Origin of the sequence: Actinoplanes derwentensis (genome assembly GCF_900104725.1) — a bacterium.
GTDB lineage: Bacteria > Actinomycetota > Actinomycetes > Mycobacteriales > Micromonosporaceae > Actinoplanes > Actinoplanes derwentensis.
Genome location: NZ_LT629758.1, coordinates 10,393,098 through 10,411,836, shown reverse-complemented (window position 1 = coordinate 10,411,836; position 18,739 = coordinate 10,393,098). Strand labels below are relative to the sequence as shown.

At 69.2% G+C, this 18,739-nt stretch carries 23 protein-coding genes; 8 read left to right on the top strand and 15 right to left on the bottom strand.

The features are described 5' to 3' along the window. Positions 1-65 precede the first annotated feature (65 nt). The 4 genes from kdpF to BLU81_RS46470 are packed head-to-tail and all read left to right on the top strand — an operon-like array spanning position 66 to position 4,739. On the top strand, positions 66-155 hold the full coding sequence (gene kdpF, locus BLU81_RS46485; RefSeq protein ID WP_092556036.1) for a K(+)-transporting ATPase subunit F: 90 nt from the start codon (positions 66-68) through the stop codon (positions 153-155). Further along, positions 155-1,801 carry a potassium-transporting ATPase subunit KdpA gene (gene kdpA, locus BLU81_RS46480; RefSeq protein WP_092556034.1) on the top strand — a complete coding sequence of 549 codons (1,647 nt, stop codon included), beginning with the start codon at positions 155-157 and terminating at the stop codon, positions 1,799-1,801. The genes kdpF and kdpA overlap by 1 nt, the downstream gene beginning before the upstream one ends. Further along, positions 1,798-3,903 carry a potassium-transporting ATPase subunit KdpB gene (gene kdpB, locus BLU81_RS46475; RefSeq protein WP_092556032.1) on the top strand — a complete coding sequence of 702 codons (2,106 nt, stop codon included), beginning with the start codon at positions 1,798-1,800 and terminating at the stop codon, positions 3,901-3,903. The genes kdpA and kdpB overlap by 4 nt, the downstream gene beginning before the upstream one ends. A 5-nt stretch (positions 3,904-3,908) precedes the next feature. Beyond that, on the top strand, positions 3,909-4,739 hold the full coding sequence (locus BLU81_RS46470; protein ID WP_092556030.1) for a potassium-transporting ATPase subunit C: 831 nt from the start codon (positions 3,909-3,911) through the stop codon (positions 4,737-4,739). Positions 4,740-4,780: 41 nt separating this feature from the next. Here BLU81_RS46470 and BLU81_RS46465 read toward each other — a convergent pair whose 3' ends face one another. Beyond that, on the bottom strand, positions 4,781-6,259 hold the full coding sequence (locus BLU81_RS46465; protein WP_231953856.1) for a GGDEF domain-containing protein: 1,479 nt from the start codon (positions 6,257-6,259) through the stop codon (positions 4,781-4,783). 167 nt (positions 6,260-6,426) lie between these two features. Here BLU81_RS46465 and BLU81_RS52225 point away from each other — a divergent pair, with 167 nt between their 5' ends. After that, the gene (locus tag BLU81_RS52225; RefSeq protein ID WP_407923909.1) at positions 6,427-6,612 is read left to right on the top strand and encodes a KUP/HAK/KT family potassium transporter; all 186 of its coding nucleotides are present in this window, start codon (positions 6,427-6,429) and stop codon (positions 6,610-6,612) included. Between the two features lie 10 nt (positions 6,613-6,622). On the opposite strand, the gene BLU81_RS46455 is transcribed toward BLU81_RS52225, so the two are convergent. Continuing rightward, complete coding sequence (locus BLU81_RS46455) at positions 6,623-6,961, bottom strand: YnfA family protein (protein WP_092556026.1); 339 nt, start codon at positions 6,959-6,961, stop codon at positions 6,623-6,625. A 232-nt stretch (positions 6,962-7,193) separates the two neighbouring features. Between BLU81_RS46455 and BLU81_RS46450 the strand changes: the two genes are divergently transcribed. Next, positions 7,194-7,922 (top strand): response regulator transcription factor, encoded by a 729-nt coding sequence (locus tag BLU81_RS46450; protein WP_197686073.1) that lies wholly within the window; start codon positions 7,194-7,196, stop codon positions 7,920-7,922. Positions 7,923-7,939: 17 nt separating this feature from the next. Beyond that, entirely contained in the window at positions 7,940-8,188 is a 249-nt protein-coding gene (locus BLU81_RS46445) for a hypothetical protein (protein WP_092556022.1), read from the top strand. Between the two features lie 9 nt (positions 8,189-8,197). Here the strand turns inward: BLU81_RS46445 and BLU81_RS46440 are convergent, their stop codons facing one another. The 4 genes from BLU81_RS46440 to BLU81_RS49010 all read right to left on the bottom strand — a co-directional run bounded on the left by BLU81_RS46440 (position 8,198) and on the right by BLU81_RS49010 (position 11,117). Continuing rightward, a complete protein-coding gene (locus tag BLU81_RS46440) occupies positions 8,198-9,277 on the bottom strand; it encodes a hypothetical protein (protein WP_092556020.1) in 1,080 nt (359 codons plus the stop codon). After that, positions 9,270-9,764 carry a SigE family RNA polymerase sigma factor gene (locus BLU81_RS46435; protein ID WP_092556018.1) on the bottom strand — a complete coding sequence of 165 codons (495 nt, stop codon included), beginning with the start codon at positions 9,762-9,764 and terminating at the stop codon, positions 9,270-9,272. Before BLU81_RS46435 ends, BLU81_RS46440 begins: the two co-directional genes overlap by 8 nt. Positions 9,765-9,784: 20 nt before the next feature. Beyond that, positions 9,785-10,813, bottom strand: a complete 1,029-nt coding sequence (locus BLU81_RS46430) for an endo alpha-1,4 polygalactosaminidase (protein WP_231953855.1) — start codon at positions 10,811-10,813, stop codon at positions 9,785-9,787. Between the two features lie 160 nt (positions 10,814-10,973). Continuing rightward, positions 10,974-11,117 (bottom strand): hypothetical protein, encoded by a 144-nt coding sequence (locus tag BLU81_RS49010; RefSeq protein WP_157752097.1) that lies wholly within the window; start codon positions 11,115-11,117, stop codon positions 10,974-10,976. Position 11,118: 1 nt separating this feature from the next. Here BLU81_RS49010 and BLU81_RS46420 point away from each other — a divergent pair, with 1 nt between their 5' ends. Continuing rightward, positions 11,119-11,460: a response regulator transcription factor gene (locus tag BLU81_RS46420; protein ID WP_092556016.1), complete on the top strand. Its 342-nt coding sequence runs from the start codon at positions 11,119-11,121 to the stop codon at positions 11,458-11,460. Positions 11,461-11,486: 26 nt separating this feature from the next. Here the strand turns inward: BLU81_RS46420 and BLU81_RS46415 are convergent, their stop codons facing one another. From BLU81_RS46415 to BLU81_RS46375, 9 genes are all read right to left on the bottom strand, one after another. Next, entirely contained in the window at positions 11,487-12,233 is a 747-nt protein-coding gene (locus BLU81_RS46415) for a YqjF family protein (protein WP_092556014.1), read from the bottom strand. A 260-nt stretch (positions 12,234-12,493) separates the two neighbouring features. Continuing rightward, positions 12,494-12,835, bottom strand: coding sequence for a TfoX/Sxy family protein (locus BLU81_RS46410; protein WP_092556012.1), 342 nt, complete (start codon positions 12,833-12,835; stop codon positions 12,494-12,496). 279 nt (positions 12,836-13,114) lie between these two features. Continuing rightward, complete coding sequence (locus tag BLU81_RS46405) at positions 13,115-13,924, bottom strand: hypothetical protein (RefSeq protein ID WP_092556010.1); 810 nt, start codon at positions 13,922-13,924, stop codon at positions 13,115-13,117. A 13-nt stretch (positions 13,925-13,937) separates the two neighbouring features. After that, positions 13,938-14,252: a type VII secretion target gene (locus BLU81_RS46400; RefSeq protein WP_092556008.1), complete on the bottom strand. Its 315-nt coding sequence runs from the start codon at positions 14,250-14,252 to the stop codon at positions 13,938-13,940. Next, entirely contained in the window at positions 14,249-14,974 is a 726-nt protein-coding gene (locus BLU81_RS46395; protein ID WP_092556006.1) for a hypothetical protein, read from the bottom strand. The genes BLU81_RS46400 and BLU81_RS46395 overlap by 4 nt, the downstream gene beginning before the upstream one ends. Continuing rightward, a complete protein-coding gene (locus BLU81_RS46390) occupies positions 14,971-15,384 on the bottom strand; it encodes a hypothetical protein (protein ID WP_157752096.1) in 414 nt (137 codons plus the stop codon). Before BLU81_RS46390 ends, BLU81_RS46395 begins: the two co-directional genes overlap by 4 nt. Positions 15,385-15,757: 373 nt before the next feature. Further along, complete coding sequence (locus BLU81_RS46385; RefSeq protein WP_092556002.1) at positions 15,758-16,471, bottom strand: adenylate kinase; 714 nt, start codon at positions 16,469-16,471, stop codon at positions 15,758-15,760. Continuing rightward, positions 16,456-18,267: a SulP family inorganic anion transporter gene (locus BLU81_RS46380; protein ID WP_092558618.1), complete on the bottom strand. Its 1,812-nt coding sequence runs from the start codon at positions 18,265-18,267 to the stop codon at positions 16,456-16,458. Before BLU81_RS46380 ends, BLU81_RS46385 begins: the two co-directional genes overlap by 16 nt. Positions 18,268-18,281: 14 nt before the next feature. Further along, positions 18,282-18,617, bottom strand: coding sequence for an ArsR/SmtB family transcription factor (locus tag BLU81_RS46375; RefSeq protein WP_092558616.1), 336 nt, complete (start codon positions 18,615-18,617; stop codon positions 18,282-18,284). Positions 18,618-18,739: the final 122 nt, after the last annotated feature.

Here is an 18,739-nt window from a genome sequence, read left to right as displayed (position 1 = left end):
TTCGTCGTGCTCACGGTGGTGCTGTTCGCAGCGCTGACCGTGCTGATCCGGGCGGTCGAACGCTGATGAGCGCCGTCAACCTGATCGGCCTGATCCTGGCCGTCGCCCTGGCCGCCTTCCTGGTGGCCGCCCTGCTCTTTCCGGAGAAGTTCTGATGGCCGGCTGGCTTTTCGTGCTGTCGCTGGTCGCCGCCCTCGTCGCGGTGTACCGGCCGTTCGGCGACTACATGTACCGGGTGGTCACCGGTGACCGGCACCACGTGATCGAACGCGGCGTCCACCGCCTGGTCGGGGTGAACCCGGCCGCCCAGCAGAGCTGGGGTGTCTACGCCCGGTCCGCGCTGGCGTTCTCCGCCGTCTCGATCCTCGCGCTGTACCTGTTCCTGCGGGTCCAGGACCGGCTGTGGCTGTCGCTGGGACTACCGGCGGTCACCGACCACATCGCCTGGAACACCGCGGTCAGCTTCGTCACCAACACGAACTGGCAGGCGTACTCGGGTGAATCCACGATGGGTCACCTGGTGCAGATGGCCGGTCTGTCGGTGCAGAACTTCGTCTCGGCCAGTGTCGGCATCGCCGTGGCAGTGGTCCTGATGCGCGGCTTCGCGGCCCGTAACAGCACGCTGCTCGGCAACTTCTGGGTCGACCTGACCCGCATCACCCTGCGCATCCTGCTGCCGATCTGTGTGCTGGCCACGCTCGCCTTCATGGTCGGCGGGGTGGTGCAGAACCTGTCCGGCGGCAGCGACGTCACCACGTTGACCGGCGCGGCCCAGCACATCACCGGCGGGCCGGTGGCCTCCCAGGAGGCGATCAAGGAGCTGGGTACGAACGGTGGCGGCTTCTACAACGCCAACTCGGCGCACCCGTTCGAGAACCCGACCGCGTGGACGAACTGGCTGCAGATCTTCCTGATCTTCCTGATCCCGTTCAGCCTGCCCCGTGTCTTCGGCCGGGTGGTCGGCCAGAACCGGCAGGGTTACGCCATCGTCGCCGTGATGGCGGTGCTCGCTCTCGGCAGCATCGCGCTGACGGCCGGCTTCGAGAACCACGGCGCGGGTACCGTCCCGGAGGCCGTCGGTGCCGCGATGGAGGGCAAGGAGACCCGGTTCGGGGTCACCGGCTCGGCCGTGTTCGCGGCGGCGACCACGTTGACGTCGACCGGTGCGGTCAACTCGTTCCATGACTCGTACACCGCGCTCGGCGGCATGATGCCGCTGGTCAACATGATGCTCGGGGAGGTGGCGCCGGGCGGTGTCGGATCCGGCCTCTACGGCATGCTGATCCTGGCGATCATCACGGTGTTCGTGGCGGGGCTGATGGTCGGCCGTACCCCCGAATATCTCGGTAAGAAGATCCGGGCCCGCGAGATCAAGTTCGCGGCCCTCTACTTCCTGGTCACCCCGGCCATCGTTCTCTCCGGTACGGCGGCGGCGTTCGCGACCGGCAACAACGGCACGGCGCTCAACGTCGGCCCGCACGGGCTCTCCGAGGTCTTGTACGCCTTCACCAGCGCCGCCAACAACAACGGCTCCGCCTTCGCCGGCATCACCGTCAACACCGGCTGGTGGGACATCGCGCTCGGCCTGGCCATGCTGCTCGGCCGGTTCCTCCCTCTGATCCTGGTCCTGGCCCTGGCCGGTTCGCTCGCCAAGCAGCAGCCGGCGCCGGAGACCGAGGGCACCCTCCCCACCCACCAGCCACTGTTCGTCGGCATGGTCGTCGGCGTCACCGTCGTGCTGGTCGCCCTGACCTTCTTCCCCGCTCTCGCTCTCGGACCCCTCGCGGAGGGCCTCTCATGACCACCTTGCTCGAAGAACAACTGATCGAGACCGGCCCGGTGCCGCCACCCGCTCCCAAGGTCCGGGGTGGTCTGCTCGACCCCGGCCAGCTCTGGCGCTCGCTGCCGGGCGCGCTGCGCAAACTCGACCCGCGGATCATGTGGCGCAACCCGGTGATGCTGATCGTCGAAGTCGGCGCGGTCTTCACCACCGTGCTGAGCATCGTCGAGCCGACCCTGTTCGCCTGGCTGATCACGATCTGGCTGTGGCTGACCGTGATCTTCGCGAACCTGGCCGAGGCGGTCGCCGAAGGCCGTGGCAAGGCTCAGGCCGCCGCGCTGCGGGCCGCGAAGCAGGACACCGTCGCGCATCTGAAGGACGGCCGGGACATCCCCGCGCCGGAACTCCAGCAGGGCGACCTGGTGATCGTCGAGGCCGGTCAGGTGATCCCCGGCGACGGTGACGTCATCGAGGGCATCGCCAGCGTCGACGAGTCGGCCATCACCGGCGAGTCCGCACCGGTGATCCGCGAGTCCGGCGGCGACCGGTCGGCCGTCACCGGCGGCACCAAGGTCCTTTCCGACCGGATCGTCGTACGGATAACGCAGAAGCCCGGTGAGAGTTTCGTCGACCGGATGATCGCCCTGGTCGAAGGCGCGAATCGGCAGAAGACCCCGAACGAGATCGCGCTCAACATCCTGCTGTCCGCGCTCACCATCATCTTCCTGCTCGCCGTGGTGACGTTGCAGCCACTGGCGATCTTCTCGAAGGCGTTCCAGGCGGCGGCCCCGGACACCGCGGCGATCGACGGCAACGGTGTCACCGGGATCGTCCTGGTGTCGCTGCTGGTCTGCCTGATCCCCACCACGATCGGGGCGCTGCTCTCGGCGATCGGCATCGCCGGCATGGACCGTCTGGTCCAGCGCAACGTGCTCGCCATGAGCGGGCGTGCGGTCGAGGCCGCCGGTGACGTCAACACCCTGCTGCTCGACAAGACCGGCACGATCACCCTGGGCGATCGGCAGGCTGCGGAATTCGTACCGGCCGAGGGGGTTGATCGTCAGGCTCTGGCCGATGCCGCACAGCTCTCCAGCCTCGCCGACGAGACACCCGAGGGCCGGTCGATCGTGGTGCTGGCCGAGAACGAGTACGGTCTCGGCGCCCGTGAACCGGGGCTGACGGCCGGCGCGACCTTCGTTCCGTTCACCGCACAGACCCGGATGAGCGGCGTCGACATCGGCGACCGGAACATCCGCAAGGGCGCCGCCACCGCCGTGCTGAAGTGGGTCCGGGCCAACGGCGGAACCCCGTCCGAGCAGGTCGGCGAGATCGTCGACGCGATCAGCGAGTCCGGCGGCACCCCGCTCGTGGTGGCCGAGAACGATTCCGTTCTCGGGGTGATCCACCTCAAGGACGTGGTCAAGCCAGGTATGCGGACCCGGTTCGACGAGATGCGCCGGATGGGCATCCGCACCGTCATGATCACCGGCGACAACCCGAAGACCGCCGCCGCGATCGCCGCCGAGGCCGGAGTCGACGACTTCCTCGCCGAGGCGACCCCGGAGGACAAACTCGCCTACATCCGCAAGGAGCAGCAGGGCGGGCGGCTGGTCGCGATGACCGGCGACGGTACGAACGACGCACCCGCCCTCGCCCAGGCCGACGTCGGCGTAGCCATGAACACCGGCACGTCGGCCGCCAAAGAGGCCGGCAACATGGTCGACCTGGACTCCGACCCGACCAAACTGATCGAGATCGTCGAGATCGGCAAACAGCTCCTGATCACCCGGGGCGCGCTCACCACGTTCTCCATCGCCAACGACATCGCCAAGTACTTCGCGATCATCCCGGCCATGTTCGCGGCGGTCCATCCGGGCCTGGACACCCTCAACATCATGCGGCTGCACTCGCCCGGCTCGGCGATCCTGTCCGCGGTCGTCTTCAACGCCATCGTGATCGTCTTCCTGATCCCGCTCGCCCTGCGCGGCGTCCAGTACCGGCCGTCGTCGGCCAGCGCCCTGCTGCGCCGCAACCTGCTGGTCTACGGCCTGGGTGGCGTGCTCGCGCCGTTCCTCGGCATCAAGCTCATCGACCTGCTCGTCCAGCTCATCCCCGGGATCTGATCATCATGCGAAAACCCGCCTGGCTCGCCCAGCACCTCGCCGCGCTCCGTGCACTACTCGTCCTGACCGCCGTCCTGGGCCTGGCCTACCCGCTGCTCTTCGTCGGCATCGGCCGGATCCCCGGCCTCGCCGGCAAGGCCGACGGGTCGATGGTCACCGTCGGCAGCACCCTGATCGGCCAGTCGTTCACCGACGCCGACGGCAACCCGGTTCCGAAGTACTTCCAGAGCCGGCCCTCCCAAGCCGGCGACGGGTACGACCCCACGTCCACCGGCGCCTCCAACCTCGGCCCGGAGAGTGTCGTCGACACACCGGACTCGCCGAGCCTGCTCACCCGGGTCTGCGCGCGCAGCCTCGCGGTCGGCAAGCTCGAAGGTGTCGACGGCAGCCGCCCGTTCTGCACGGCTGACGGCGTCGGCGCGGTCCTGGCGGTCTTCCACTCCGGCGGTTTTACCGGCCCGATCACCCGGGTGGTCTCGGTGAACCAGACCGGCACCCCGTTCGTCGCCACCTACCAGGGCGTCAGCGTCGAATCCGCGAGCGAGGGCGAGGACTACCGGGCCCTCGGCGGCGTGATCACCCCGATCCGTGGGGACGCGCCCGCCGACCCCGCGGTGCCCGCCGACGCGGTGGCCGCCAGTGGCAGCGGCCTCGACCCGCACATCAGCCCCGCCTACGCCGCGCTCCAGGCACCCCGCGTGGCCAGGGAACGCGGCATCGACGAAGCCCGGGTCCGTGACCTGATCTCGGCGTACACCAGTGATCGAGTCCTGGGTTTTCTGGGTGAACCCGTCGTCGACGTCCTGGAGCTGAATCTGGCGCTGGACGGCCGATGACGAACCGGCCGGCCCGGAGCCCTCGACTCCGGGCCGGCCTTTCAGGCGGCCAGCCCCAGGTCGGTGGAGGGTTCCAGGTATTCCTGCCAGATCGCCCAGTTGGTTTCCGGGCCCAGCGACTTGGCCCGGTACATGGCCAGATCGGCGCGGTGCACGATCTCGTCGTGGGTGAGTTCGGCCGGTTCGGCGACGGTCACCCCGATACTTGCGGCCAGGGTGACCTGGCAGCCGTCGATGTCGACGGTCCCCAGGGCGGAGGCCAGGCGCTCGGCCACCTCGTACGCCTCCTCCGGCTCTCGAATGCCGGGCAGGACGACCGCGAACTCGTCGCCACCCAGGCGCACCGGCAGGCCGGGCGGTGGCACACAACGCCGCAGAACCGCCGCGAACTCGACAAGGACCTGATCGCCGGCTTTGTGGCCGAGGGTGTCGTTGATCTCCTTGAACCCGTTCATGTCGATCACCAGGACCGCCATCCGCCGGCCACGGGCCAGGGCCCGGGACGACGTCCGCCGGAACACGGTCCGGTTGGCCAGGCCGGTGAGCCCGTCGGTGAGTGCCCGCTCGTCGCTCTCCCGCTGCACGAGGGTCTGCCGGTAGAGGACGAGCACACTGAGCGCCGCCCCGCCGATAGCCAGCCCACCCCAGGGGAAGAACCGGCCGTCCGCCCAGGCCTGCGCCAGCATCAGCACCTGTGCCACCGCGACCGCGACGAACGGCAGATACCGGCCGACGCCGAGAGTGTGACGCGCGTCCGCCGGCGTGGACGCGGTGAACGCGGTCCGGGTCTGGGTCAGGGCGGCGGCGGCCAGCAGCGCGTCCGCGGTGATCCAGGCGACGAACTGCCAGGAGGCCGGCATGTCGGTGCCGTCGTGTCCGCTGAGGTAGCCGCGCACGGCGTCGCCGGTGAACAGGACGAGAGTGCCGGCGGTGAGTAGCCGCAGGGGCCGCTGCGCCGAGTCGTCGGCACCGCGCAGCAGGGCCTTGACGGCGCTGAACAGCAGGGCCAGGTCACCGAGCGGGTAGACGGCCGCGCTGATCAGGATGTCGGCGGACATGCCGGAGCGTTCCAGCAGCGGGCCGATCGCGGTGTACCAGAGGACCACCGAACCGCCGGCCATCACGGTCAGCGCGTCGATCGCCGCCTTGAGGCGGTCGCGACGGTTCGTCGGAGCCAGCGGGAACCGTTGCAGGGCGATCAGCAGGGCCACCACGAACACGACGTGGACAGCGTCGTCCCATCGTGACCTCCCGCTACCGCCGAAGAACAGCAGCAGCGGGATGGCGACCACGAGGGCGGCGAAGCAGGCGGCGACCGCGCCCCATGCCTGCCGCAGCCGGGCGGGCAACGAGGGCATCCGGGCCGCGCGAACCGCGGCGGCCAGCCCGAACACACCGAAGGCGAATCGGGCCGCCTCGGCGGCCTGCTCGTACCAGGACAGACTGGTGACGAGGTTGAGCGCAGACGGGATCAGCGCCGCCAGGTAGAGCAGGCCGAACGCCGGGTAGAGCGGTGACACACTCCGGGCTGCACGACGGTGCCGCGCTCGCGGCGTCCTCCGAGTTCGCACAGACCCTCCTCCGATGACGGAACGACGTCTGCGCATATCGGTCCGGCCCGCCGGCACTTGAGGATCACGAACTCCGGATCGGCTGGTGACCGTCTCACCGGACGAGTGAGGGCGAGATCGACCTGGACCGGGCCTCGTACTTCCGGTCGAAGATCGAACTGGCCCGCGGCCCCGCCCCGACCATGGCGGCCTGGCAGAAACGCCTGTTCATCGCCACGTCCCACATCACCGCCGACGCCGCGGAGCACCTCGGGCTTCCCCGCCACCGCACGGTCGTCATGGGTTCCCGCGTCGAGGTGTGACCGGCTTCGATCAGGGGGCGGTGCGCGGGGCGTACATGATCACGGCGACGCCGATCAGGCAGATGGCGGCGCCGATGAGGTCCCACCGGTCCGGCCGGAACCTGTCGAACACCATGGCCCAGGCGAGTGAACCGGCGACGAAGACACCGCCGTAGGCGGCCAGGATCCGGCCGAAGTTCGGATCCGGCTGCAACGTGGCGACGAAACCGTAGGCGCCCAGGGCCACCACCCCGGCGGCGATCCACCACAGGCCGCGGTTCTCCCGCCAGCCCTGCCAGATCAGCCACGCCCCGCCGATCTCGGCCAACGCGGCCAGCACGAACAACAGCAGCGAGCGGACGACCGTCATACCGGCGAACCTACCCGCCGATGATCGACGCGCACTGACACCGGCTGGGCGGTCTCCGCCGGGGCCCGTGGGTGTGGTCGTGCGCACAGTCCACCGACGGGTGCGGAATCAGCGCGATATCCAGTGGAAACAGTTCGCCGTTAGCGTTGCGGGCAAGCTCAGGACCGACCGTAGGCGCCGGGATCGCCCTCGAACGATATTCGTGTAGTCCGGAATGCCACGGAAGGACGTCATGAATCTTCTCCTGCTGACCGACAGCCACGTCGATGTGCTGCCGGTACTGGACCTACTGCCGTACGCCGTTCAGGTAGCACCTCAGGAACGTTGGGCGGAGACGTCCAAGGATCCGCAGGTGGGCGCGGTCCTGGTGGACGCGAGCGGGCAGCTGAACCAGGCCCGCGCGATCTGCCGGGCGCTGCGCGCGAGCGGCCTGAACACTCCGCTGATCGCGCTGGTTCGCGAAGCGGGCCTGGCCGCCGTCGGTGTCGACTGGTGCATCGACGACTTCGTGCTGACGACTGTCGGCCCGGCCGAGGTCGCGGCCCGGCTGAGCATGCTGGTGGGCCGGCGTGGTCTGGAGAGCGCCGCCGGGGAGCAGATGATCCACATCGGCGACCTGACCATCGACCCGCACAGTTACACGACCAGGCTGCGCGGCGAGTCGCTGGCACTGACGTACAAGGAATTCGAGCTCCTGAAGTTCCTGGCCCAGCAGCCCGGCCGGGTGTTCAGCCGGGACCAGTTGCTGCGCGAGGTCTGGGGTTACGACTACTTCGGCGGCACCCGCACCGTGGACGTGCACGTCCGCCGCCTGCGGGCCAAACTCGGGCCCCGCTGCGAGACGATGATCGGCACCGTCCGTCAGGTGGGCTACAAGTTCGTCCCGCCGTCGACCGGGGGCCTCGCCGTTCCCGCCACCGTGCCGTTCTACAACGAGGCCCTGCAGTCCGCGATGAACTGATCACGGATACTGCTCGGGTGACCGACTCTTCTCAGCCGCCGAACGACTCCGCCGACCCCACCCCGGCACCGGCCCCGAGGAAACCCCGGTCCGGTAACTGGATCTTCCCGATCGGTGGTGGGGTCGTCGGCGCCTACTTCCTGATCAACGGCGCCCTGGGGGTGCGCGAAACCCAGGGCAACGGGGTGTTCGCCCTGATGATGGCCGGGATCGTGATCCTCCTCGGCGTGCTCGGCACCGCGATCTACCGCTCCTACCGGTCGTAGCGCCGGGCGCTACTCCGGGTTGGAACGGTTCAGGATCCGCACCCCTTCGGCGTAGCTCAGCAGGTCGGCGTCGCTGATGGTGAGGCCGTCGGCGACGGTCACCTCCAGGGTCGCGTCCCAGTCGGTGACGTCGACGGCGAGGGTGACACTGCCCGTGCGCCGGGTGAGCACCGCGTCGTACCCGCCGACTCTCCGGTCGGCACCGGTGAGTTGCTGCCGTTTGCGCAGCACGGTGCGGAACCCGGCAGTGCTCGTCCCCGAGGCTCGGAAGGTCATCCGGGAGGCACTGACCGTGTCGGTGACCAGGCCGGCCGGGCTACGAGCGAGATCAAACGGCGGTTGTACGGGGATCGACGCGCCCGTCAGCGAGTCGGCGAGCGCCACTACCTGTGACGGCGTGTAGGTGTCGTCGGTGTCCAGCCGGATCCAGCGGCTCGAGGACTCCTTCCAGACGAGAGTGAGCTGCTTCGCCGGCTGCACGTCGACGGTCCGCAGCGTGCCCGCATGACCGCGTACCCGGATCGATGTCTCGGTAGCTTCCGCCGTGAAGGACGGCTCGCCGCTGGAGACGGTGACCGTGACATCCGAGTGTTCGCGCAACTCGGTGGCCTCGAAGAACGCGCTCAACCGCCCGCCGTCGGCCGAACCGATCGGGGCGCTCATGCCGTCGGTGGCCGGGAGTGTGTACGGGAACACCGGCGCGGTCCACCCGCTCGTCAGTTTCACCTGACTCGTGGCGGTTCCCGAGGAGGAGCGGCGTGAAGAAGACGGCGAGGACGGCACGGACGGCGAGGGTGGCACGACCGGCGCGGTGACCTCGGGTGACGAGGGCACGGATGTGGACCCTGAGGTCGCCGGCACCGGGGCGGCCGGTGGCGCGACCGGGTCCGGCCGGGCGGCGAGAACGGTCACGACCGGAACGGCGGCGACCAGCACCGCCGCGGTCGCCACTGCGGCGACCGTCGCCACCCGGCGCCGGCGGTAACGGCGCGACCGGTCGTGCACCGTGCCGAGCAGACCGGTGTCGGAGGGCGCGTGGACGGCGGCGTCGTGCATCGTCTCGGCCAGCAGGCGGTCCAGTTCATCCATTTCCGTGCACCCCTTCCTCGGTCATCAAGGCGCGCATCCGGGTCAGCGCCCGGGCCGCCTGCGAACGGACCGTCGACTGCCGGCATCCCAGCAGCGTGGCGATCTCGTCGTCCGGCAGGTCGCAGTAGAACCGCAGGACCAGCACGGCCCGCTGGGCGCGGGGCAGGCCGCGCAGCATCCGCCACATCTGGTCCCGCGCGACCACGCTCTGCTGCGGCTCGTCGAGTCCGGCCGGTTCCGGCATCTCGGCGAGGACCGTTTCCCGGTACGCCCGCCGCCGTCGCCAGGACAGGAACTGCCGCACGATCGCGGTCCGGACGTACGCCTCGCCGTGGTCCATCGCGGTGATCCGGTCCCAGCGCCGGTGCAACCGGGCCAGCACCTCCTGGACCAGGTCCTCGGCGAGGTGCGCGTCGCCGGACAGCACGAAGGCGAACCGCAGCAGCGCACTGCCGCGGCCCTGAACGAAGTCGTCGAAGTCCGCCATCGGTACCGGTCGAGATCGGGTCAGCACGCCTCGTACACGTACGACCGGGAGCCCGAAGCCGACACGTCCCGATCGCGGAGCACGATCGAGAGCTTGTTACCGAAGGCCGCGCAGGCTTTGCTGAACCCGTCGCGGGAGTACTCGATCGCGATCACCTTGTCACCGTACGTGGCGGTGTAGACGTCGCACTCGTCCCACTCGGCGCACTCCTCGGCGACCGCGAAGTCGAAGCCGGCCTTCTTGGCGTTCGCGCTGCTCAGTTCGGCGGTGTTCTTCTGCCCCGAGGCCAGCCCGTTGTCGTGGGCACGCGTGTTGAGTGCGGTGGCGTAGGCGACCGCCTGCGCCTGCGTCAGCAGGCCCTGCGACCGGGTGTACGAGTCGAGGTTGTCGGACTCGATCGCGTCGAAACCGTCGGCGGCGCAACCGTCGATCCATTCCCCCACGACAGCGACGAGTGCCGTGCGCTTGGCCGCGGTGGAGAAGTCCAGCATCAGTTCGTTCCAGTCCTCGTCGACGACCAGAGCACCGTTCTTGTCCTTGAGCAGCAGGTCCGGGTGGTTGCTCTTCCACCAGGACTCGGCCCCCGGCTGAGCTTGGAACGCGTTGACGTAGCAGATGTTGTAGACCCCTGCGGCCGGAGTCGCCTCCCGGTCCCGGCTGACCACGGTGACACCCGAGGGCGGCGTGTACGCCCCGCCGATCTGGTAGTCGAAGCCCGCGTTCGCGGGCGGCGGGTTCCACCCGGCCGAGGTCGTCACCGGGGCGGCCGTGGTCGTACTGGCCGCCGGGGCCGGGGTGGTGCTGGTCCGGGTCGCGCTCGGTGTCGTGCTCTTACTCGGTGTCACCGCCGCGCTAGGCGTCACGCTCGGGGACGACGTCACGCTCTTGCTCGGCGTCACGCTTACGGTGGGGGTGGCCTTGACCGGTTTGGCACCCCACCACGAGCGCCGGGTCCCCGCGTCAGCGGTGCCGATCCCCACACCGAGCGCAACGACCACGACGGCCGCCATGCCGGCACCCACCTTGAGCCTCTTGCGGTTGACTGCCATCGTCGCGACTCCTCAAGCGTTCATGATCTGCTTCCCCTGATGAACGCGATGGCGAGCCCTGGTTGCTGCCAAGAAGATCAAAAAACTTTGCGCAGCCGTACGGCTACTCAGCGCGAGACTGCGAGGTGACCGCCCACGAGTGGTCACCCCGCGCGCATCATCAGAACTTGCGAACCTCGACGTACGACAGGGTGTCGTTGCCGATCTCCCGATTAGGGAAGATCTTCGCCTTGAAGTTCATCTGCTCACCGGGATCGAGGGTCACCGACACACCCTTGTGGTCGAAGTCCTCGTAGAGCCCCACGATGAACCCAGTCCGGTTGATGGCGGCCGGGGAGGCGCTGCTGTCGCCCCAGGCCACCCAGACCCTGATCACCCAGTTCCTGAGCCGTCCCGAACTCGAGCCACTGCCCGAACTCGAACCGGCGGCCCTGGGCGGCCTCACCGACCGCGAACAGGAGGTGCTGGTCCTGGTGGCGCACGGCCTGTCCAACGACGAGATCGCCGAACGCCTGTACGTCTCCCCGCTGACCGCCAAGACCCACGTCAACCGGGCGATGACGAAACTCGGCATCCGGGACCGCGCCCAGCTGGTCGTCCTGGCCTACCAGCGCGGCATCGTCCGCCCCGGCGACACCCTCACCTGACCCGGGAGTCGCGGCCCGCCGCCCGGTCAGGCCCCCGGGGCCGGGCTCCGCCGATGCGGACCGAAGACCACCGGGACGCCCGGGGAGTACAGGACGCTGTCGGGCGGCGTGTCCAGGCCCGGGAGCCCGGCCGCCGCCAGCAGCGAATCCTCCAGATCCAGCAGTTCGGCACGGTGCAGCGGCCACCGCGGATGATCGTTGGCCAGATGCCGGGTGCCTCCCCAGGCCCGGGTGTGCAGGCCCCACCGGGCGGTCAGGAAGTGTTCCCGCGCGGTGGGCGATTCGATCGGCTCGCCGACCCTGATCCGCATGCGGCTGGCCGCGGCCCGCGGGCCGGGCCACCGGCGACGGGTGACGTAGGCGAGTTCGTCACCGTGCCGGGTCAGGCGCATCCGCGCCCACATGTAGGGCAACCCCAGGGCCACCCGCGCCACCAGAACGGGAATCAGCCGCTCCGCCTCCAGCGAGCGGAACACCACGGCCCGCCGCCCCTGCGCGTCCACGCTGTAGAGCCGCACGTTCGTCTCGTAGAACGTTCCGAGGTAGGGCACGGCGGCACCGTTCAGGAACCCGACCCGTTCCATCCGGAACCCGATCAGGCCGGCGTAGGTGACCCCGTCCAGCACGTCCGGGACCGTGCCGGCCGGCAGCAGCGGCGCCACCCGTGCCGGGTCCACCGCCCAGTGCAGGAAGGCGAGATCGGTCCAGCGCTGCCCGAGTATCACGCGGGACACCGGGCGAACCGTCTCGGCGGTGATCTCCTCTACGTCCATCCTCCCATGCTGCTCCGGCCGCCCGGACCCCTTCGGCGCGGGGTCCGGGCCGACCCGCACGAGGCGGAGCAGAGGATCAGGCAAACCGCCCGAGCGGCAACGAAGCGAAGGTCCAGCCGGACACCGGCAGCCCGGGTACCGGTCCGGCAGAGCAGCGTGACGGGCCGGTGCCCTGTTCCGCTCCTACGAATCCGGCACATCTATTCGTATTCCGACCTGGTCACGTCATCGTGGACGCCGGCCCTGAACCGGGCGGCCCGCTACTTGTCCGCACACCCGGTGACCTTTCCGTTGTAGTCGATGGCCTCCTGGATCCAGGCGGTGAGGATGTCGTCGGACTCGAGCCGGTCGGACTCGACGACGATCCATCCTTTGCTCATCTTGCGGCCCCGCATGACGGGCCAGTTCGCGCCGTCGCGTTCGAGGAGTTCCTCCACCCGGACAGGGTCGCAACGGATCATGAGATCGCCCTGCGTATTGGCGGTGGCGGTCAACTTGTCGTTGACCATGAAAGTGAGACCGCCGAACATTGCCACTTCCCGTACCGCGCGGCCGGAGAGCGCTTCGCGGATTCGATCTGCGAGTTCACGGTCGTAGGCCATCGCCCATTTCCTTTCGTTCCTCATCAGCGAATCGGCGATGTAGCGTCTTACCGGGCTGTTTCGCCACTATCGCAGAACAGGATCGCGCGGGTCACCGACGTTCAATGCGTGGTCCGCAGCGGCGAGTCCTTCCGCAAGGCGGACGATGCCGTCGAGACCAATGCAACCCCGAGCCCGGAGGGACGGCGCGCCGCCGGGACTCTCGCACATGCCGCATGGCGGCCCACGCGTCTTACTCCGTACTCTGAACCGCCGTCCGATCCTGTCCCGGGCCGGAATTCAGTCCTTCTGGAGCGACCAGTCCGCGTCCTCGTCGTTGACTGTCGCGTCGCTGTACTGCGCCGTGTTCGACGTCGGCCACGCCGGGCTCCCGCCGTTCGCACCGGAGGGGAAGCCGGCCGGATCCACCGCGTCGCCGTGGAGTACGGCCATCGCCGCGGCCTGCGCGGCGAGGAACGCGCCGAGAGTGGCCGCCGCCCCACCGAGCACAGCGGTGTTGAACCCGGCTTCCTCGATGACCAGAGCAGCACCGGCCCAGGAGAATACCGCCGACCCGAACGCCGCGATCGCCGTCACCGTAGCGGCGATCAGTTTGACGAGCACCGCGGCCACCGCGGTGTAGAACAGCAGCCCCGCAGTGGCACATCCGACAAGCGTGGCCGACGTCGTCGTCGCGATCGAACCCACCCGGGCGGCGGCGGAAGCCTGTGCTCCGGCTACGACGAGGTACGACTCACGGGCTTTACCGGACCAGTCGGAGTCGTCGATGACGAGGTTCTGCATCGACAGGTCCGTGGACACGCCGTTCGCCGCCCCACGCAGATCCGCCCACTTGTAGGCGTCGATGAACATCCAGATCGGGGCGGTCGCGCCTTTCAGGACATCGAGGATCCAATCGAGCATCGCCGTACCGATCTCGACTGTCTTGTCGGCAATCCAGTTGATCACCTGGGCGGCCATCGGATCGATCCACCAGTGGTCGGTAGCCTCCCGCGCGGCTGGCTTGACCTCGGCGAGTTTGGCCTGAAGCGTCTTCGTACCCCCGTCGATCTCGTCGATGACGGCCTCATACTGTGCCTGGCTGAACACCACTGATCCCCCGTCAGTAAATATTCTTGATCCGGTGGGCGCCCGCCCGGTCCTCGGCGTCATAGGTGTCGGCGACCGAGCGGAGAGTCGCAGCGATCTCGCCCATCGCCGTCGCCCCCTCGGCACAGCGTGCCGTGACAGCCCGGATGACATCGTTGTACGGATCGACCATCACCTGAAACAGGCCGGCTTCCAACCGGCCGAACTCCATCGCGGCCGTCTCGCCGCTCAACGTACCGAGGCGTCCGGCCTGCTCATCCCACAAACCTGCTTCGGTACGCAACGCGTTCGTCGCGACCGACACCTCCTCCGGAGTGGGAAGGCTCATGTCCGCTCACCTCGATTCGGAACCTGGCCGGCCAGATCAGCGAGGGTGGCCAGCGCATCGTGCAGAGCCGCGTCGACTCCGGTGGGCGCCTGCCTCCCCGGCTCGGCGACCTGACTTCTGGCATCGGCGAGGGCCCCACCCAAGGCCGCGGTGATCGTCGCACCGTCGCGGCGACGCGCCCACCCCGGATCGATCTCACACCCCGCCAGACCACCCGCGCCGAGACGGACGATGACATTACGCCCGTCGTAGCGCCCTTCCACCGAAGCCGGCGGCTCCCCTGCTCGGGATCCGGCCGTATGAAGAGCCTGGAGAATCGGTTCGCTGAACTCGGCATCCACCTGCACACGGCCACCAGGCGGCAGTGCATAAGGGACAGGGCCGGCGTACGGCTCGTCTTCCGCATCTCGTTGCCGGCGCCACCACCGGTCGTCGTCGAGGCGGTCGGTCCAGGCCCGCATCGCCTGCCGGACGGCGTCGTTGCACGCACCCATGACCGCGGCGCCGAGTGCTTCCGGCTCGATCCGGCGATCCCATCCGCCGCGAACCCGGATCTCCAACGGCAACCCCGCCGAGCCGAGAACCACGGACACTGCTCCGGTGGGGTCGTTGCCCTCGGACCGCTGCGGGATCGCCGCAGTCAACTCGCCGGCCAGAACGCCCAGCCGGTCGACCTGCTGATGCAGTCGTTGCAGGCCTTCCGGCCACGTCTGGCTGCTCACTGCGCCACTCCCTCCGGCCCGGACCGCGTCACCGCACGAACGATCATGGCGATCGAGAACGCCGCGTGCAGGAGCAGTATCGCAAAAATGATCAAGGCTCCCCCGGCGAAGAGCAACGAGAAGGCGACCAGCGCAACGAGCCCACCGGCGACACTGAGCAGAACGGCGATGATCGAGGCGGCCAGGCCGCGCGTACCGCGCAGTGCGAGAGCCGCCCCCACCGCCGCAAGCACGGCCGCCGCGACGCCCACCGCAATGGTGCCGGCCCCACCCAGCAGGGAGGCATCAGCGATCTCCGGAAACATGGCCACGGCCAGCGCCGTAACCGCCGGCTCCACCACGGCCGGCACCGCGAGCAGAAACAGCCCCAGTCCCCCGGCACGTCCCGGCTTGACTGACTCTCTTGGCACCTGACCACCTCCGAACAGCGAAGAGCCCAGGGTGCCCGACCACGAAGACCCGAACAACCCCGATTTCGGAGACTGGACGATTACGTCTCAGCTACGTGAGCACATGCCCCGGCTCTCGCTCGGTACGCACGACTGGCGATCAGGTGCGCTGTGCAGGTGCCATCGATCAGTCTCGGCTGGTCGGGCTGCATCCGCCCGGCCGGTCCGGCGCATCTGTGGCCGGCCGGTCAGCGTCGCTCGACACTGAGCAGCATCAGCGCCGCGGGGACGGCGAGGACGCCGCCCGTGGCCGTCGTAGCGGGGTCGGATGGCGTGGCAGGTGAGGTTGTTGGTAGCCACGGCGGATCGGCCGCGATCTGGCCGGGGTGGGTGACTATTTGCGGCCGTGGCCGGTGGTTTGCCGGTTCTGCCCGGGGTGTGGGGCCGGCTGGCGGGATGTCGCGAGGGTCGCTGTCAGTTTGGTGTGCTGACCGGCCACCGGTGGTGGGGTGTGGCGGTGTTCGGGAAGGCCAAGCTCGTGGCGGGCCTGGTCGAGGTGGGCGATCGCGGTCCGGGTGACTTCGGCTACCGGCTGATCACCGTCGACGGTGATCAGGGTCCGGCGTTGGCGGTAGTAGTCGAGTAGTGGTGTGGCGGCGTGGTCGAAGACGTCGAGGCGGTGAGCGATGACGTGTTCGGTGTCGTCGGTGCGGCCGGTCTGCGCGCCTCGGGCCAGTAGCCGACGGATCAGTTCGGATCGTGCGGCGGTGAGGTACACGGCGATGCGGACTTCGGTGCCGAGTGGTTCAGCGGCCCGGTCGACGGTTTCGGCCTGGTCGACGGTGCGGGGGAATCCGTCGAGGATGTAGCCCCCGCGGCGGGTGGCTGCTTGCACGGGTGTACGGAGGATGTCCATGACGATGCTGTCGGGGACGAGGTCGCCGCGGTGGATGTATGCGGCGACGGACCGGCCGATGATGGTGTCGTCGGTGAGGTGTCGGCGCAGCAGGTCGCCGCTGGAGATGTGGGTGATGCCGTAGTGCTGGGCGAGGTGCACGGCCTGGGTGCCCTTGCCGGAGCCGGGCGGGCCGATCAGCAGTAGTCGCATGGAGACGCTCCGGGGCGTGTGGGTTCGAAGGGGACGGTCTGCGGCTGGTGCGGGGTGGATGCGGTGCGAGCCTCACCGTTGCGGCCGCGTCCGTTACCGGCGGGTTCGGTGGCGGCGGGTAGTGGTGTCCGGGCGGCGGTGTCGGTGTCGTGGTGCAGGACGTGAGCGCGGGCGTGGGTGATGGCGGTCGGGGTGTTGGAGAAGATGTGACCGTCGCGGCGGAGTTGTTCGGCGAGCCCGAGGGTGGTCAGGACCTGTTCGTGGCCGGGGGTGATGCCGGAGAGCAGGACGACGACACCCCGGCGTTGCAACCGATGAATCGCGTCGGCGAGGACGTGTGCGCCGGTGGCGTCGAGGGTGGTGACCCGTGACATGCGCAGGATGACAACCCGCACGTCGGTGATCTCGGACAGCTGCAGCAGGAAGGTGTGGGCGCCGGCGAAGAACAGGGGGCCGTCGAGGCGATACGCGACGATGTGTTCGGCGAGCAGGGCGTGTTCCTCGGCACTGTGGTCGCCGCTCTCCAGTGGGACCTGCTGCAGACGGGCGGTGCGGGCCACTGCGCGCAGGGCCAGCACGATCGCGACGCCGATCCCGACGGCGACGGCGGTGACCAGATCGAATACGACGGTCACGGTGAAGGTGAGGATCAGCACGATCGCGTCGCCGCGGGTGGAACGGGCCAAGGCGATCAAAGAGCCGGCCTCGACCATCCGCACGGTGGTGGCCAGCAGAACCCCGGCTAGCGCGGCCAGGGGAATGCGGCCGACCAGTGGCGCGGCGGCGAGCACGATGACGGCCAGCGCCACGGCGTGGGTAAGCGACGCCAGTTTCGAGGTGGCCCCGGCGCGAACGTTGACCGCGGTACGCGCGATCGCGGCGGTGGCGGGGATCCCGCCGAACACGGGCACAGCGAGGTTCGCCAGTCCTTGGCCGAACAGTTCCCGGTCGGGGTCGTGGCGCTCGTTGACACTCATCGCGTCGGCGACGGTCGCACACAGCAGACTCTCCAGCGCGGCGAGCGCTGCGACGGCCAGGGCCGCGGGGAGCACCGCCTGTACGACGCCGAGGTCGACGAAGCTCAGCGACGGGGCCGGGATACTGGCGGGCAGGGTGCCGATGCGAGTCAGTTCGATCGGTGTGGCTTCGGCCAGGATCGTCGCGGCGGTGACGCCGAGCAGCGAGAACGGCAGTCCTGGGCGCCAGCGGGCGCCCAGGAGCATCAGCGCCGCGACGCCGAGGGTGACCGCGAGGGGTGCGGGGTGCGGGGTGCGGGCGAAGCGGGCGACCGCGTCGGCGGCCACGGCCCAAACCTTGTCGCCGTGCGCGTCAATGACACCGAGCGCGGCCGGAAGCTGCTGCAGGGCGATTACCACCGCGATGCCGGCGGTGAAACCCTCGATCACCGGGGTGGGCAGGTAACGGACGTACCGGCCGAGCCGGGCGGCGGCCAGGGCGATCAGCACGACACCGGCCATCGCGCCGACCATGAGTACGCCACGGGCGCCGAAACGCTGGACGATCGGGACCAGGACCACCGTCATCGCACCGGTGGGCCCGGACACCTGCAGGTTCGATCCGCCGAAGATCGCGGCGACGGCGCCGGCGATGACCGCGGTGACCAGGCCGGCCTGTGCGCCGAGACCGGAGGTGACGCCGAACGCCAACGCCAGCGGCAGTGCCACCACCGCCACGGTGAGCCCGGCGAGCAGGTCGCGGCGCGGTGAGCGCCGTACCGCTGTCCAGTCCGAACGCTGCGGCAGCAGATCGGTGAACCGGGAACCGAGAGACCGCATCGTCTGCGCCGTGCTCACGACGGCGGACCGGTACGCAACTGCTCGAGCAGCCCGTCGCGGTCGGACAACACCGCACCGAGGATCCGCCGGGCGGCGCCGAGCAGATCCGCGACGTCCGGCGTACTCAACGAGTAGATCACCATCGAGCCTTTCCTGGTCGAGGCCACCAGACCGGCGCGGCGCAGCACCGCCAGTTGCTGCGACAGGCTGGACGCCTCCACCTCGATCAAGGCGAGCAGGTCACGGACCGGCCTGGGCCCGTCCTGCAGCAGGTCCAGCACCCGGATCCGCACCGGATGGCCGAGTGTGCGAAAGAGCTCGGCCTTCACCTGATGCACCGGCAACGACACGCTGTCCACCTCCTCGACATCCAGCAAATTTGCTGGATACGTTACTTGCCAACATTAGCAATTAGCAATTGCTAAGCAGGTGCCATGAATCGCGAGAAGAGCCTCAGGTGCATCGCGGGTGA

Coding starts and splice junctions, on each gene's coding strand:
- kdpF (WP_092556036.1), top strand. CDS start 66: ATGAGCGCCGTCAACCTGATCGGCCTGATCCTGGCCGTCGCCCTGGCC.
- kdpA (WP_092556034.1), top strand. CDS start 155: ATGGCCGGCTGGCTTTTCGTGCTGTCGCTGGTCGCCGCCCTCGTCGCG.
- kdpB (WP_092556032.1), top strand. CDS start 1,798: ATGACCACCTTGCTCGAAGAACAACTGATCGAGACCGGCCCGGTGCCG.
- BLU81_RS46470 (WP_092556030.1), top strand. CDS start 3,909: ATGCGAAAACCCGCCTGGCTCGCCCAGCACCTCGCCGCGCTCCGTGCA.
- BLU81_RS46455 (WP_092556026.1), bottom strand. CDS start 6,961: ATGACGGTCGTCCGCTCGCTGCTGTTGTTCGTGCTGGCCGCGTTGGCC.
- BLU81_RS46450 (WP_197686073.1), top strand. CDS start 7,194: ATGAATCTTCTCCTGCTGACCGACAGCCACGTCGATGTGCTGCCGGTA.
- BLU81_RS46440 (WP_092556020.1), bottom strand. CDS start 9,277: ATGGATGAACTGGACCGCCTGCTGGCCGAGACGATGCACGACGCCGCC.
- BLU81_RS46435 (WP_092556018.1), bottom strand. CDS start 9,764: ATGGCGGACTTCGACGACTTCGTTCAGGGCCGCGGCAGTGCGCTGCTG.
- BLU81_RS46430 (WP_231953855.1), bottom strand. CDS start 10,813: ATGGCAGTCAACCGCAAGAGGCTCAAGGTGGGTGCCGGCATGGCGGCC.
- BLU81_RS46420 (WP_092556016.1), top strand. CDS start 11,119: ATGAACCCAGTCCGGTTGATGGCGGCCGGGGAGGCGCTGCTGTCGCCC.
- BLU81_RS46415 (WP_092556014.1), bottom strand. CDS start 12,233: ATGGACGTAGAGGAGATCACCGCCGAGACGGTTCGCCCGGTGTCCCGC.
- BLU81_RS46410 (WP_092556012.1), bottom strand. CDS start 12,835: ATGGCCTACGACCGTGAACTCGCAGATCGAATCCGCGAAGCGCTCTCC.
- BLU81_RS46400 (WP_092556008.1), bottom strand. CDS start 14,252: ATGAGCCTTCCCACTCCGGAGGAGGTGTCGGTCGCGACGAACGCGTTG.
- BLU81_RS46385 (WP_092556002.1), bottom strand. CDS start 16,471: ATGCGACTACTGCTGATCGGCCCGCCCGGCTCCGGCAAGGGCACCCAG.
- BLU81_RS46380 (WP_092558618.1), bottom strand. CDS start 18,267: ATGCGGTCTCTCGGTTCCCGGTTCACCGATCTGCTGCCGCAGCGTTCG.